This is a genomic window from Tsukamurella asaccharolytica (assembly GCF_007858435.1).
Lineage (GTDB): Bacteria > Actinomycetota > Actinomycetes > Mycobacteriales > Mycobacteriaceae > Tsukamurella > Tsukamurella asaccharolytica.
This window is the reverse complement of record NZ_VIGW01000002.1, coordinates 515,445-529,278: the sequence shown is the minus strand read 5'-3', so window position 1 is coordinate 529,278 and position 13,834 is coordinate 515,445. Positions and strand designations below refer to the sequence as shown.

13 protein-coding genes are annotated in these 13,834 nt (G+C 70.5%); 6 read left to right on the top strand and 7 right to left on the bottom strand.

The window, feature by feature from the left end; genetic code table 11:
* Positions 1–100: 100 nt before the first annotated feature.
* Complete coding sequence (locus tag FK529_RS05980; RefSeq protein WP_146560083.1) at positions 101–3,352, bottom strand: arabinosyltransferase domain-containing protein; 3,252 nt, start codon at positions 3,350–3,352, stop codon at positions 101–103.
* A 103-nt stretch (positions 3,353–3,455) separates the two neighbouring features.
* Here FK529_RS05980 and FK529_RS05975 point away from each other — a divergent pair, with 103 nt between their 5' ends.
* Positions 3,456–3,881, top strand: coding sequence for an ImmA/IrrE family metallo-endopeptidase (locus tag FK529_RS05975; RefSeq protein WP_146560082.1), 426 nt, complete (start codon positions 3,456–3,458; stop codon positions 3,879–3,881).
* Positions 3,878–4,930, top strand: a complete 1,053-nt coding sequence (locus FK529_RS05970; RefSeq protein ID WP_146560081.1) for a hypothetical protein — start codon at positions 3,878–3,880, stop codon at positions 4,928–4,930. Before FK529_RS05975 ends, FK529_RS05970 begins: the two co-directional genes overlap by 4 nt.
* 6 nt (positions 4,931–4,936) lie before the next feature.
* Here the strand turns inward: FK529_RS05970 and FK529_RS05965 are convergent, their stop codons facing one another.
* Complete coding sequence (locus tag FK529_RS05965; RefSeq protein WP_146560080.1) at positions 4,937–5,323, bottom strand: transcriptional regulator; 387 nt, start codon at positions 5,321–5,323, stop codon at positions 4,937–4,939.
* Between the two features lie 118 nt (positions 5,324–5,441).
* Here FK529_RS05965 and aroQ point away from each other — a divergent pair, with 118 nt between their 5' ends.
* Entirely contained in the window at positions 5,442–5,882 is a 441-nt protein-coding gene (aroQ, locus tag FK529_RS05960; protein ID WP_146560079.1) for a type II 3-dehydroquinate dehydratase, read from the top strand.
* A gap of 46 nt (positions 5,883–5,928) precedes the next feature.
* On the opposite strand, the gene FK529_RS05955 is transcribed toward aroQ, so the two are convergent.
* The gene (locus FK529_RS05955; RefSeq protein ID WP_158635059.1) at positions 5,929–6,510 is read right to left on the bottom strand and encodes a TetR/AcrR family transcriptional regulator C-terminal domain-containing protein; all 582 of its coding nucleotides are present in this window, start codon (positions 6,508–6,510) and stop codon (positions 5,929–5,931) included.
* 40 nt (positions 6,511–6,550) lie between these two features.
* Between FK529_RS05955 and FK529_RS05950 the strand changes: the two genes are divergently transcribed.
* Genes FK529_RS05950 through FK529_RS05940 form a run of 3 tightly spaced genes read left to right on the top strand, consistent with a single transcriptional unit; the run spans position 6,551 to position 8,408 of the window.
* Complete coding sequence (locus FK529_RS05950; protein ID WP_146560077.1) at positions 6,551–7,153, top strand: biotin transporter BioY; 603 nt, start codon at positions 6,551–6,553, stop codon at positions 7,151–7,153.
* Positions 7,150–7,833 (top strand): energy-coupling factor ABC transporter ATP-binding protein, encoded by a 684-nt coding sequence (locus FK529_RS05945; RefSeq protein WP_146560076.1) that lies wholly within the window; start codon positions 7,150–7,152, stop codon positions 7,831–7,833. Before FK529_RS05950 ends, FK529_RS05945 begins: the two co-directional genes overlap by 4 nt.
* Positions 7,833–8,408 (top strand): energy-coupling factor transporter transmembrane component T family protein, encoded by a 576-nt coding sequence (locus FK529_RS05940; protein WP_146560075.1) that lies wholly within the window; start codon positions 7,833–7,835, stop codon positions 8,406–8,408. Before FK529_RS05945 ends, FK529_RS05940 begins: the two co-directional genes overlap by 1 nt.
* A 123-nt stretch (positions 8,409–8,531) precedes the next feature.
* On the opposite strand, the gene FK529_RS05935 is transcribed toward FK529_RS05940, so the two are convergent.
* The 4 genes from FK529_RS05935 to dprE1 all read right to left on the bottom strand — a co-directional run bounded on the left by FK529_RS05935 (position 8,532) and on the right by dprE1 (position 13,800).
* A complete protein-coding gene (locus tag FK529_RS05935; protein ID WP_146560167.1) occupies positions 8,532–9,554 on the bottom strand; it encodes an ABC transporter substrate-binding protein in 1,023 nt (340 codons plus the stop codon).
* 89 nt (positions 9,555–9,643) lie between these two features.
* Positions 9,644–11,539: an arabinofuranosyltransferase gene (locus FK529_RS05930; protein ID WP_146560074.1), complete on the bottom strand. Its 1,896-nt coding sequence runs from the start codon at positions 11,537–11,539 to the stop codon at positions 9,644–9,646.
* Positions 11,540–11,582: 43 nt separating this feature from the next.
* Positions 11,583–12,344, bottom strand: a complete 762-nt coding sequence (gene dprE2, locus FK529_RS05925) for a decaprenylphospho-beta-D-erythro-pentofuranosid-2-ulose 2-reductase (protein WP_146560073.1) — start codon at positions 12,342–12,344, stop codon at positions 11,583–11,585.
* Between the two features lie 28 nt (positions 12,345–12,372).
* Complete coding sequence (gene dprE1, locus FK529_RS05920) at positions 12,373–13,800, bottom strand: decaprenylphosphoryl-beta-D-ribose oxidase (RefSeq protein WP_146560072.1); 1,428 nt, start codon at positions 13,798–13,800, stop codon at positions 12,373–12,375.
* Between the last annotated feature and the right edge of the window lie 34 nt (positions 13,801–13,834).

Here is a 13,834-nt window from a genome sequence, read left to right as displayed (position 1 = left end):
GCTATGCGAGTCAGCTGCGAGAACCGATTCCCCGTCCGGGGAAGTCGGGATCGCTTACGGGATTCTCAGTCCGGGTGACCACGCAGGTCGGGAAACCCCGTCAGGAATCGGTCCGGTCCTTGCGGATCGGCGCCTCGACGTGCGTTCCCCAGACGGTGCGCGTGCCGAGTGTGAGATCCGCCGCACGGGCCTGGGAGTACGGCACGAGTCGCATCACGTCGCCGAAGTCCTGCCCGAGGTCGCCCCGGAGGTAGCCGGGGATCTTCTCCTGCTGCAGTAGCATCTGCGTCCAGCCCAGCGGGCCGCCGCCCAGGATGCCCTCCCACTCGGTGGTCACCGGAGCGAGGTTCTGGTCGGGCGTGATGCGCCACTGCGGCACCTCGGCGACGCCGTTGCTGTGGCCGAACGGCCGCTGGCAGGGGAAGGCCAGGCCCGACGTCCAGTCGAGCAGGACGGGCTCGGTGGAACCGATCAGCTCCTGCGCCGTCACCAGCTTCGACACCCGCGGCGGGGTCACCGCCAGCCAGTGGTCGATCGCCAGGTCGTCGTCGATCGCGACCACGCGGATCGCTGTGGCGTCGGCGGGCAGGTCGGTGCGCGGCAGGCGCAGGTTGCGCCAGGCCGGCTTCGGGCCGATGTCGATGAAGGATTTCTTGCCCGCGACGCTCGGCTCCGCGCCGGCGGACGGCGCGTCGGTGGAGTACTCGAGGTAGAGCTCGTCGTCGGTGAACCTGCCGGCGGCCGACAGCGTGATGAGCGAACGGTCCGCGGCCTTCGCGGGCAGCGGGTACCACTTCGAGACCACCTGCGCCTTGATCTGCGCCTCCTGCGAGTACGAGCCGAGCACCGGGGTGCGCGCCGGGTCCAATCCGTAGGGCAGGCGCATGCGCGAGCCGTTGATCCCGGCCGTCGACGTCAGGCCCGACGTGGTGTCCTGGGGCAGCCGAGCCATCGCGTCCAGCGACGTGCTCGAGTCGTCGGTGTTCGAGCTGGTGGTGGCGTTGATGATCGTGGGCACCCCGTCGGGCGAGACCCCGGTGGTGCCCGGCCCCGCGAGGCCGTCGCGGACGTTCCCGTCGAGCGGCACGAGCAGGCCCGACGTGGGGTCCGGCTCGGTGAGCACGTAGTCGGCCAGGTTGCAGCCCTGGCCGCCGAGCGCGCGCAGGTTCGCCTTGCCGTTGGAGAAGGATGAGAACTGGGTGATGCCGGTCGTCGCCAGCATCGAACCGATGCACAGGAGCACCACCGCCCAGGCGGCCCACGTGATCGACGACTGCCGGCCGACGGCGTCGGCGAGCCGCTTCGCCCGGGCCGGAACGGGAGCCGGATCCGGCTCGTGGAAGTGCAGCCAGCCCGCGACCAGCAGCGCGATGCCGGCACCGACGAAGAACACCGTGCCCAGGGCCAGCACCGACGACTCGCCCCACGGGACGCCGAAGTTGCTGGCGTACCACCAGCCGTTCGGGCCGCTGAACGACAATCCGAGGACCAGCAGGACCACCGCGGCGCTGAGGGCACGGTTGCGGGCGCTGCGCAGCGCGGCCGGGGCCAGGACGATCGCCGCGAGGGCCGCCAGCGCGCCGGCGAGGCCCGCGAACGCGCCGAACTGGTGGGTCCACTTGGTGGGCGTGAACATGAGCAGCAGCAGCCCGCCGAGGGTGACGGCCACGAGGCGCAGGCTGGGGCCGAGGCTCGCGCCGGGGATCCGGCCCTTGCGCAGCAGTGCCGCGCCCGCGAACAGCAGGCAGGCGAGGGTGATGATGACCGCGAACCGTCGGGCGACGCCGCCGTCGGCCGTGAACGTGAAGAGAGCCGAGTACCGGTCGATCTCGTTGTACCACTTCTTGGTGTCGACGACGGTGCCCACGTCGGACTGCATGAGCGTCTTCTGCACGAACGCCGACGCGGTCAGTTTGGAGAAGATGATCGGCACCAGCAGCACTCCGGCGGCCAGCACGGGAGCGACGTACGCGGCGACCGTCAGCCGGGAACCGACGGGGCTCGAGCGGGCCCGGGCCAGGATCCGCCGGCCCACCGGCCGCACCCCCGCGAGGAGCGCGGCGACCGTCATGATGCCCGTCGGCCCGGCGGCCACAGTCCACCCCGCGAAGATCGCCGCGGCCGCGAAGGGCAGGACCCGCCCCGTCGCGATGGCGCGCTCCACCGAGCACCAGGTGAGCAGCGCGCCCAACGCGATCACGGGCTCGGGGCGCAGGCCGTTGTTGAAGGCGAACCAGTAGACCAGGAACACGCCTGCCGCGGCCCAGAGCGCGAACCGTGAGCGCGCCGCGCGGCCGAGCCGGGGCACCACCTCCCGGCTGATGATGAGCCACGTCGCGATGCCGCAGATCAGGGCGGGCAGCCGCACCCACGGGCTGGCGGTCGAGAGGTGCGAGAGCCACGCGAAGGCCTGGTAGTACCAGCCGAACGGAGTCTCGGGCGCGCCGTACCAGCGGTAGTAGTTCGCGGTGTAGCCCGCGGCCTCCGCAGTGCGCGCCATCGTGAGGATGTAGCCGTCGTCGGAGGTGTTCGCGCCGATCACGTGCCAGGTCACCAGCAGCGCGATGACGGTGCTGTCGAGCTTGGTCGGGCGCCACCAGCCCGCGGGCAGGAGCCGACGGTGCCGCCGGCCGTCGGCCGCGACGTCGAGCCGGTGCAGCGCGACGAGGCTCGCCAGGATCAGCGCGAGGGCGAGGACGATGACGACCCACCGGGAGGCGGCAGGCACGGTCGAGTACCGGGTGTCGACGCTCGCACGGAACTGCATCCTCGTGCTGTCCGTGACTGCGCCGTGCAGGTCTGTGAACACTCCGACGACCTGGGGCCGGTAGTCGAAGCCGTTGTCCTTCCCCCCGGCGAGGGCTTTGCCGTCGGGGCCGGTGACACCCCTGACTTCGGCCTGCACGGTCTTCGCATCGCCCGAGAAGACGATCGCGCCGCAGCCGGGGGCGGCGAGGGCCGCCACATCGACGCTGAGCAGCGGGGTGTTTCGGACGACCACCTCCAGCACGCGGCGCTGGTCGGGGAGCGTGTTGACGCCGATGGTCATGCCCCGTCGGACGGTCTCGGGCGAGCCGACCGGCCCCGTCGCGACCAGGGTCCCCGAGCCCCCGGGAAGTTCGTTGACGGCGGAACAGGGGACGGCGACGTCGACCCGATCGGGGACGTAGGACAGCAGCGGAGCCGTGACGGCCTCGAGCGAGCCGCGCTGCGGCCAGTCCAGCGCCGCGGTCGACTGCTGGACCGGCATGAAGGGGGTGAGCAGCGCGAACAGTACCCCGAGAACGCCGGTGAGCGCGGCGGTCCGGGCCGTGGTGCGGGCGGTGCGGACAGCGTCGGACGGTTCGGGCACCCCGCGAGTCTAGACGCCGTCACCTCGCGGAATCGGGGTGAACCAGTGCGACGAGGATCGCAACATTCGTGGCGTCGACGAAACGGCGTATACAGTTTCGTGCATGAGGGGATCCGACAGGCCGACACGCGCGGTACGCGCCGTCGTGCGTGCGGTGACCCCGCAGTCCGGATCGGGCCCCAGGACCGTCGCCGACGTGGTCGCCGCGTACGCGGATCACCTCGGCCGTCGGATCGACGTGCAGCGCATGACGCTGCCCGTGGGCGTCTTCGGGATGTGGCTGCGCTCCGACGAACGGGACGTCCTGGTGGTCTCCAGCGGGGTCGCCACCTTCGAGCAGACGCTCGCACACGAGCTGGGGCACCTCGTGCTCGACCATGAGCAGGGCTGCTCCTCCGACCCCGACAGCGGCAAGGCCGCGCGGTGCGAGGCGGAGGCGGAGTCCTTCGCCACGCTGCTCGTGCGCCGCGTCAAGGCCGGGCACACGATCACGCGCGTCGACTCCGTGGTCGACGAACTGCTCGGATGATCGCGTCACTCGTCGCACCGATCCTGTGGCTCGGTGCACTGGAGAGGTTCAGCCGCTGGCAGACCAACAGGAATCCCCCCGCCGGTGGCGCGCTGCTCACCGCTGTCGCGCTGGCGGTGATGGTGACGCTCGATACCCCGGTGTCGATCGGCGCGCTGGTCCGTCTCGGTATGACCGAGCTCGAGGTCGTGACCGTCCAGCGGCTACTGCTGCTGGTGGCGTGCTTCGGCGCCCTGGTCTTCGCCTTCGCGCTCGACGGCCGGCTGACCCGCGTCCGGCTGGCGGCGTGGGCGACGCCCCTCGCCGTCGTCGGCGTCGTGATCGTGGTGGGTGCGATCCTCGGCCGCGTCGGCGATCCGACGGGGCTGGGCTTCGGCGGCGATTTCGGGCTCGCCGTGGAGACGGCGCTGATCTACACGTGCCTCGGGGCGACGGCGCTCGTCGTGGCGGTGTCCACCTGGCGGGTGTCCAAGCGCAGCCGAGTGCACCGCACGCAGCTGCGCATCCTGGCGCTGGGCGGCGTGCTGCTGGCGATCGTCGCGGTCGCGAACGTCATCGCCGGCGGGGTCCTGCTGCAGCAGCTGCAGGTCGGCGTGTGGGTGCTCCGGCTCAACCGGTTCATGCTGGACGCGGCGTTCGCCAGCTGGACGCTGGTGCTCATGGCGTCGTGGCTGACGTCGATCCTCATCTCGGCGCGCGAGTGGTTCTCCTTCCGGCCCGCGTACGAGCAGGTCAAGGAGCTCTTCCCCGAACTCGAGGCAGTCGTGCGCCAGGGGGGAGGCTGGGTCGAGACCGCGGAGGCGCGCGCCATCGTCGTGCTCGACGGGTGGGCGATGCTGGCCAGTCCGGGCGAGGGGAAGCTGTCCGAGGCTTCGCCGTCCGACCGCGCCGCCGCGGTGGCACGCTGGCTGGATCGCGACGCGCCGTACGGCTCCGTGCACGCCGTCGATCTCGAGCCCCCGTCGGGCTGGCGGACCTCGCGGTGGACGTCCGCCATCGCGAAAAGGACCCAGCACACCCCGTCGCCCCTGCTGGAGCGGGTGCGCTGAGCTCCCCTACTGCTCCTCGGCCTCGAACTCGGCGAGGAGGCCGGCGAGAGCCGCGCGACGGTCCGCCGACAGCTTCGTCGACCGACGCGCCATCTCGAGCATGCCCGACTCGCGCAGTTCGCGGGTCAGCTCCAGATCGCTCAGGACCTCGCGCTCGTACAGCGGGTCCGAGAAGTACTCGGCGCGGACGCCGAAGGTCTGCGCGATCGACGCCACCATGTCGTAGGCGGGGCGCGAGCTCCGGCCCGACCGCAGCTGCGACAGGTAGGGGACGGACAGCTTGCCGCCGCCCTCCTCGACCATCCGGCAGAACTCCGACGAGGTGTAGGGCCCCCGGTCAGCGGGATGCACGACCTCGAAAAGCCGATTCAGCTTGGCCGCGAACGTCGTCATGAGGCCCTCTCTTCCAGATTGCGAATACTGGGAGATTACATGATGTGCGGGGCGGATGTGTGCGGCATGGGACATGTATCCCCTATACGTCGATCGACGGACAGCTATTGTCGCTCGTATGAAAGCCCGCATTCTGGTGCTGAACGGACCGAACTTGAACCTGCTGGGGGTTCGGCAACCGGAGGTCTACGGCGAATATTCGTACGCCGACGTGGTCGACGTTTGTCATCGGGCCGCGGCCGCGCGGGGGGCAGAGGCGGAGGTTCGGCAGACGAACGATGAGGCCGAGTTGCTGGAGTGGATCCACGATGTTGTACGCGATAAGAACTTCTCGGCCATCGTCATCAATCCGGCAGCGTGGACGCACACTTCAGTGGCGCTCGCCGATGCCCTGGTGATTCCGGAGGTTCCGGTCATCGAGGTGCACCTCTCCAACGTCCACGCGCGCGAGGCCTTCCGGCACCACTCCTACGTCTCGCCCGTCGCCTCCGGCGTGATCGCCGGATTCGGGATCGCCGGATACGGCTACGCCGTGGATCGCGCCGTCGACCTGTCCTGACCGCAGCCCGCTCGCGGACGCGCCGCAGGGACGTGGCGGGGGCGACTCAGGCGGGCGCGACGGTGCGGGCGCGCAGGCCGTCGACGATGAGGTCGACGCCGCCGGCGAAGGCCCGGTCGGTGCCGGGCTGGTCGAGCTCGCCCGCGGCGGCGCCCGCCCGGGCCATGGCCTCGCGAGTCTGCTCCTCGAACGTGAAGCCCACGACGAAGTGCGTCAGCGTGAGCCCGACGGCGTTCGCGTCGGCGGGAGCAGCGCCGGCGCTGGCCGCGATCTCGGCGATCTGCGCCTGCAGGTTGCTGGTACCGAGCTGCGAGGCGAGAGATGCCGAGACCACCTCGGCGCCGTCGCGGTGCTTGCGGAGCACCGCGCGCAGGGCGTGCGCGTACCCCGTGAGCTGGCGGTCCCAGCGCATCCGCGACTTCGACGCCGCCGCGGCCAGCGACGGGTCGGCGAGGATGGTGTCGGCGATCGCGGCGAGCAGCGACTGCTTGTTCGGGATGTGCCAGTACAGCGCGCCGGGCGCGACGCCCAGGTCGGCCGCCACGCGACGCATCGTCAGGTCCGGCAGGCCCGACCGGTCGAGCACACCGATCGCGGAGGTCAGCACGTCGGAGCGGTTGATGGCCACGGACTTGACTCTAGCCGAGCGCCCCGTTACTTCTTGAACCGTGTTCAATGCCGCCACGTATCGCGCCACGCCGCGCGATATCGCCCTCGTCGCCGTCTTCACCGCCCTGACGGCGGTGCTGGCGATGCCCACGATCACAGTCAGCGGTATCGCGCCCATCACCCTGCAGACCCTGGGGTTCATGCTCGCCGCATCCCTGCTCGGCTACCCGTGGGGCGGGGCGTCGGTCGCGCTGTACGTGCTGCTCATCGTCGTGGGGCTGCCGATCGGCGCGGGCGGCCGCGGCGGTCTGGCGGTGCTCACCGGCCCCACGGGTGGCTTCCTCCTCGGTGGCATCGTCGGCGCGCTGGTCACCGGCTGGCTCGTCGACAAGTGGGGTCGGACGAACCCGTTCACCGTCGGCCTGGCCAACATCATCGGGCTCGTGCTCATCGTCTACGCCGTCGGCCTGCCGTGGCTCGGCTGGCGCACCGGCTCGGGCCTGTTCGCCAAGCTCACGCTGGGTTTCCAGTTCGTCCCCGGTGACCTCATCAAGGTCGTCATCACGTCGCTGGTGGTGGTGACGGTGGCGCGGGCCTACCCGCCCATCGCGCGGAGGGGCACGGCCGCCGCTCAGAGGGCCGCCTCCGAGAAGAGAGCATGATCCGTCTCGACGGTGTCACGCACGCCTACGACGACCGCCCCGTCCTGCGCGGCATCACGGCGGAACTGTCGGAGCAGCGGATCGGCATCGTCGGCGCCAACGGCTCCGGGAAGTCGACGCTCGCCCGCACGTTCAACGGCCTCGTCGTGCCCGATTCCGGCACCGTCGAGACTCTGGGCCTCGACGTGGCGAAGAAGCGGACCGAGGTGCGGCGCCGGGTCGGCTTCATGTTCGCGGACGCCTCCGCGCAGATCGTCATGCCCACGCCGGCGGAGGACGTCGCACTGTCGCTCCGCCCGCCGGGGCGCGGCCGCAAGCCTCCCGTCGATGCGGAGCGGGTGGCGGCGGTGCTCGCCGAGTTCGGCCTCGCCGACCACGCCGACGCCCCCGCGCAGCTGCTGAGCTCGGGACAGAAGCAGATGCTCGCCTTCGCGTCGGTGCTGGTCACCGACCCGGAGATCCTGGTGTGCGACGAGCCCACGACCCTGCTGGATTTGCGCAACGTGCTCAAGGTCCGGGACCGGCTCGCCGCGCTGGAGCAGCAGGTCATCCTCCTCACCCACCACCTCGACCTCCTCGATGACTTCGACCGGGTGCTGGTCATGGACGACGGCGCCCTCGTCCACGACGGCCCGCCGGCGGAGTCGATCGCCTTCTACCGCGAGCTGGCGGCGCGCTGATGCTGGGCCGCTACGTCCCGCGCGACTCCCCGCTGCACCGCGCGCGGGCCACGGTGAAGCTCGTGGCGATGCTCGCCCTGGTCACGGTCCTCGCGGTCTTTCCGCGGCCGGTCCCGCTCGCGGTCGCGGCGCTCGCCGTGGCCGCGCTGTTCCCGGTGGCCCGGCTCCGCCCGGTGCACCTGTGGCGGGCCCTGCGCCCGGCCCTGCTGTTCGCGGTGGTCCTCACCGGGTTCTACCTGCTCAGTCAGGGGCTCCCCGACGGTTCGCGCGCGGCCGTCGGCCCCGTCGGGCAGCTGGTGGTGGGCGTGCTCGCGGGCAACCTACTGGTCTTCACCACCCGCGCGACCGACCTCGCGGCGCTCGCGGGGCGGGTCCTCGGCTGGCGCGTGGAGCTGTTGATCGCGCTGACGATCCGCTCCATCCCGACGGTGATCGCCGTCGTCCGGCAGACCCGCGAGGCGGCGTGGGCGCGGGGGCAGCGCGCCTCGCTGGTCCGCGTCCTCCCGACGGTGCTGGTCCGCCTGATCCGCGACGCCGACCTCCTCGGCGAGGCCCTCGCCGCCCGCGGTCTCTAGCGCGTCAGCGCAGCGGGTGGGGGAGGAGCAGCTCGCAATTGCGGTCGGCTTCGGCGCCCAGGTGCGCGTCGTCGCGGTTGGTAACCGCTCGGCGGCGGCTGCGTGCCGGTGGCAGGGCGTGCCCTACTTCGCCAGGTACTCGCCCAGCTGCTTGACGATCAGGTTGGCGCCGGTCGGGCCGAGACCGAGGTACCAGACGTCGTCGTCCACGCGGAAGGCCTTGCCCTTCTGCACGCCGCTGAGCTGCGACCACGCGGGGTTCGCGAGCGCCGCGGTCTCGCCCGTGTTCTCGGGCTTGCCGTAACTCGAGTAGAAGATGTAATCACCGTCGGCCTGCGCGAGGTTCTCCAGCGAGATCTCGGTGGCGAGTTCGTCGACGCCCTGGTTGCCGGCGCGCGGAAGGCCCGCGTCCTGCAGGATCACGCCGATCAGCGACTTGTTTCCGTAGAGGCGCAGCCGGTTCGGCATGAACCGGACGAGCGAGATCGTCGGCTTCTGGCCGGTGAACTTCGCGCCGAGCGCCCTCGCATTGTCCGCGTACGTGTTGAGCGCGCCCACGGCCTTCGTCTCCTCGCCGAGGGCCGCGCCGATCAGCCGGAAGTTCTCCTTCCACGGAAAGCCGGGGCGGATGGAGAAGACGGTCGGCGCGATCGCGGAGAGCTGGTCGTACTGCTTGTCCACGCGCAGCTGGCTGCCGAGGATGAGGTCGGGCTTGAGCCTGGCGATGGCCTCGAGGTTCAGGCTGGTGTTCTTGCCGACGGTCTCGACGCCCTGCACCTTGTCGGCGAGGTACGTCGGGATCGGGCTGGCGCCGTCGGTCACCACCAGGCCGACGGGCTTGATGCCGAGGGTGAGCACCGAGTCGAGCTCGCCGCTGTCGAGCACGACGACCCGCTCGGGCTTCTTCGGGATCTCGGTCACTCCGCGCGCGTGCCTGATGGTGCGCGGGAAGACGCCGGGCGCCGCGTCGGTGCCGAGTTTGGCCGTCTCGACGTCGGCGGTGCCGAACCGCTCGCCGCCGGTGGCGACGGCGGTGTTGCCGGGGGTCTTGGCGTCATCGGTCGAGTCGGAGCAGGCGCTGATGCCGACGGTGGCGGCCAGCACGACGACCACGGGCGCGAGCCGGCGGGCGAGGGTTCGTTTCATCACGCGCCGTAGCGTACACCGAGTGTTAGGTGAGCCAAATCAAACTTTCCCGGTACGCGGTGGCAGGGCAGCCGGGGAGGGGGCGAAGGTCACCTTCGCACGATCACGACGAACGGGCCCGTCTCGGTGACGGCGAATCGCGGATCCTCGAAGAGCTTCTCGGGGAAGACCACGGTGTACCGGCGGACGTTCGGGTCGTTGGGGTACACGTCCTCGGCGAGCCGCAGCGACAGGCCGTCGGCGGACCGTCGGAAGACGAAGGCGTCGGGAGCGCGCCACGGCGTCGAGCCGAGGGCCTGGATCAGCTCGTCGGGCGTCTCGAGCTTCGCCCACGACTCGATCGCCTCGGACCGGGCGGTGAAGTGCGCGAGGGGGTTCGCGTAGTTCGACGTGAGGTTCTGGAAGCCCCAGTACGGGTAGATCGCGAGGAAGCCGTAGTCGGCCGTGAGCACGACGGTGTCGGTGCGCGGCCTGCCCGTCGCGGCCAGGATCGCGGCGTCCACATCCTTGTACGACGATTCCGCGCCCGCGGGCCGGCGATCGCCGCGCTCTCCGTTCCCGTCGGTATCGGAGTACGCGACGGCGATCTCGCCGGCCAGCTGCGCCGGGATCGTCTGCGCCACACCGATCGCGGCGAGGACGCCGAGCACCACGCCCGCGTCCCGGTAGCGCGGGTAGCCGTCGCCCAGCGCGCCGACCATGGTGACCGCACCGAGCGCGCCCGCGGCGGCGAGCAAGATGTGCAGCACCGGCTCCGTGCGGAAGCCGAGCAGCGTGGTGCCGACGGGGGAGACGGCCATCGAACCGATCGCCCACAGGTACGAGCCGGCGATGCTCAGGCCGAGCGCCTGCGCAAGCACGGAGGAGCGGGCCTTCACCAGGATCCACACGATGCCGATCATGCCGAGGGCGCCGAGCAGCGTGAAGTGGAGCATGGGCAGCGACAGCACCGACCCCTGCTCGGGCAGGTAGTGGAACGCGGAGCCCTTGGAATCGGTGCCGTCGCGGGCCACGCGCAGGAGGAACGGCCCGTATGCGGGCAGCCCGATCGCGATGGCGATCACCCCCATCGCCGCGACCCGTGCAGGGTAGCGCCACTCGAACCGGCGCTCCCGGATCCACGCGGCGCCCAGCGCGACCACGCCCATCAGCACGACGGTGAACGCGGCGACACCCAGATACAGCGTGTAGAACCACACCGCGACGCCGAGGTAGACGCCCACCAGCGCGATCGCGCCGCGTCCGCCGCGGAGGATGGCGAACCAGGCGACGATGAGTGCCGGCGGAAGCAGGATCGCGACGGCCGCGCCGTAGGGCTCGGCGGAACCGTAGAGCAGCATCGCGACGCTGGTGGCGAGGGTGGCCGCGATGGCCCGGGCGGGCCCGACGACGGTGAGCCACAGGGCCAGGGCGACGGCGGCAGCGACGGCCAGGGAGATGATCGACCAGGGCTGGAAGGCGGCCCAGCCCTCGAATCCGAACAGCTTCGCGAATCGTCCGCCCAGCCAGAACCAACCGGGGGAGTACAGCGGCGGCATGTCGATGTAGGTCATATCCGCCAGCCGCGGCGAGGAGGTGAACCGGGTGAGGTACTCGGTGCGGAACTGCTGGTCGACGGAGATGCCGCCGAGGTACAGCTTGGTGCCGCCGAGCGGGAGGGCGAGGGTGACGGTCACGAAGCCGGCCACCGTGGCGAAGGAGAGCAGGCGGGCGATGCGGGCCTGCCAGGCCGGCACGGGTCGCGACAGCAGCACGGCGCACCCCGCGAGCACGACGATCGCGATCACCTGGAAGACCGTCGAGAACGCGCGGGTCACGTTGGAGCTGCTGTAGGCCGGCCACTCGACGGAGCTGACGGCGAACCACCCGACGACACCGACCACCGCCGCGAGGATCGCGGCGGCAGCGAGGTCGAGGGCCAGGATTCGGCCCTGCGACGGTGCTGCCGGGGCGACGGTGCCGGAGCCGGTGCGCGTGTCAGTCACGCGGGCAAGCGTAGAGGGTGATGCCGGGAATCGGACGCACCGCCTAGATCGGTAGCTTCTTGAAGATCGGCTGCGGAATGTTCTTCAGGCCGAAGCTGACGAAGCCCCACGGTGCGGGCGCGTAGACCAGCGACTTGCCCTTGATCGCGGCGTCGACGGCGAGCTTGCCGATGACCTCCTTGTCGATCGTCAGCGGCGCCTCCTTGACGTGGGCGGAGAACTTGGTGCGCACCATCCCCGGCCGGACCACGAGGACGGAGCCGCCGAAGGGCTCGAGCGCCTGGCCCAGGTTGAGGTAGAAGCCGTCGAAGCCGGCCTTGGAGGAGCCGTAGACGAAGTTGCTGCGGCGCGGGCGCAGGCCGGCGACGGAGCTCATCGCGATGATCTGGCCGTGGCCCTGCTCCTTGATCTTCTGGCCCAGGAGCACGCCGACGGAGACGGCGCCGGTGTAGTTGACCTGCGCGAGGAGCACGGCCTTGCGCTGGTTCTGCCACAGCTCCTCGGCGTCGAAGTCGAGCGCGAAGGCCACGATCGCGACGTCGATGTCGCCGCCGGCGAAGGCGGCGTCGATGGTCTTCTGGTGACCGTCGAAGTCGGTGGCGTCGAAGTCGACGACCTCGACCGACGTGGCGCCGGCGGCCTCGGCCTGGGCGACGGCCTCCGCGCGCAGCGGATCGTTCGGCAGCGCGGCGAGCACGACGCGCTGCGCGCCCAGGGCGAGGTACTCCTCGACGATGGACAGGCCGATCTCGGAGGTCCCGCCGAGCAGCAGGATGGACTGGGGGACGCCCACGGCGTTCTTCATTTCTCTTCGTTCCTTGCTGTCGTGAGGCTCAGGCGAGTTCCAGGCGGCGGCCCAGGTCGGAGATGAAGACTCCGGTGGGGTCGATTCGCCGCCGCGTGGCGATCCACTGGTCGATCTGCGGGTACATGGCGTGGAACCGCTCCGCGGTCGTGCGGGAGTCCTTCGCCGTGTACAGCCGGCCGCCCATCGCCATGATGCGCTTGTCGAGTTCGTTGAGGAACTCCGCCACGCCCCGCTTGACCGGGAAGTCCAGGCACACGTTCCAGCCCTTGAACGGGAAGCTCAGGGGCGCCTGATTGCCGTCGCCGAACAACTTGATCACGTTGAGGAAGCTGACGTTGCCGGAGGCCTGAATGTCCTCGATGAGCCGGACGAACTCGGGCTCGTTGCCCGTGGGCACGATGAACTGGTACTGGACGAAGCCGGCGGGTCCGTACGCGTAGTTCCAGCCGCCGAAGACGTCGAGCATGTGGTAGAAGCCCGCGAGGTTCTTCACCTTCCCCGTGCTGGGAGGCCCCGCGCGCCAGTAGGCTTCGCCCACCAGCGAGAAGTCGAACTTGTTCGCGAGGCCGTTGGGGAACACGTTCGGCAGGCTGAACAGCGGCTTGTTGTTGAAGCTCAGCGGGTTCTTCCGGTACTTCTCCGGCAGCTCGTCGAGCGTCGCGAGGTTGCCGCGCGAGAAGGTGCCGCGGCCCAGCTTCGGCGGCGCGCTGATCGCGTCGAACCAGCCGGACGCGTACTCGTAGCCGTCTTCGAAGCCGTCCTGCAGGTGCAGGTCGATGGTCTCCTGCAGCGAGCCGGTCCGCTCGGTGTCCGCGATGAAGTAGGCGCTCTCGGTGCGCTTCATCTGAATCTTCGCGCGCAGGATGATGCCGGTCATGCCGACGCCGGCCACCGTCGCCCAGAACAGTTCACCGTTCGGATCGTCGGAGGAGCCCTGCGGGGTGAGCGTCAGCACCGTGCCGTCCGCGGTGAGCAGCGTCATCTCGGTGATGTGGTTGCCGAACGAGCCCTGGCTGTGGTGGTTCTTGCCGTGGATGTCGTGGGCGATGGCGCCGCCGATCGTCACCTGGCGCGTGCCGGGGAGCACGGGGACCCAGAGGCCGTACGGCAGAGCCGCCTGCATCAGGTCGTCGAGGCTGACACCCGCGTCCACCTCGACGATGCCGGTGTCCGCGTCGATGTCGTGGATCGCGCTGAGCGGCGTCATGTCGATGGTCAGGCCGCCGGTGTTCTGCGCCGACTCGTTGTACGAGCGGCCCAGCCCGCGCGCGATCACGCCGCGTCGCAGGTAGGCGGGCTTGTCGGCCTCGGCGTCGGCCACGACGGCGACGGCCTTGGCGATCTGGTCCACGTCAGGGGTGGACAGCACGTGCCCCTCGATCGGGGTGGTGCGCGACCACCCGACCAGCTTGCGCGTCGAGATGGGCAGATAGGGAAGAGTTGTCTCGGACATCGCCCATGAGATTACCGCGCCTCACCTGAGTCGA

What these genes read in the sequence shown, in the direction of transcription:
- FK529_RS05975 (WP_146560082.1), top strand. Translation starts at nt 3,456, where the DNA reads ATGAGGGGATCCGACAGGCCGACACGCGCGGTACGCGCCGTCGTGCGT.
- FK529_RS05970 (WP_146560081.1), top strand. Translation starts at nt 3,878, where the DNA reads ATGATCGCGTCACTCGTCGCACCGATCCTGTGGCTCGGTGCACTGGAG.
- FK529_RS05965 (WP_146560080.1), bottom strand. Translation starts at nt 5,323, where the DNA reads ATGACGACGTTCGCGGCCAAGCTGAATCGGCTTTTCGAGGTCGTGCAT.
- aroQ (WP_146560079.1), top strand. Translation starts at nt 5,442, where the DNA reads ATGAAAGCCCGCATTCTGGTGCTGAACGGACCGAACTTGAACCTGCTG.
- FK529_RS05945 (WP_146560076.1), top strand. Translation starts at nt 7,150, where the DNA reads ATGATCCGTCTCGACGGTGTCACGCACGCCTACGACGACCGCCCCGTC.
- FK529_RS05940 (WP_146560075.1), top strand. Translation starts at nt 7,833, where the DNA reads ATGCTGGGCCGCTACGTCCCGCGCGACTCCCCGCTGCACCGCGCGCGG.
- FK529_RS05935 (WP_146560167.1), bottom strand. Translation starts at nt 9,554, where the DNA reads ATGAAACGAACCCTCGCCCGCCGGCTCGCGCCCGTGGTCGTCGTGCTG.
- dprE2 (WP_146560073.1), bottom strand. Translation starts at nt 12,344, where the DNA reads ATGAAGAACGCCGTGGGCGTCCCCCAGTCCATCCTGCTGCTCGGCGGG.
- dprE1 (WP_146560072.1), bottom strand. Translation starts at nt 13,800, where the DNA reads ATGTCCGAGACAACTCTTCCCTATCTGCCCATCTCGACGCGCAAGCTG.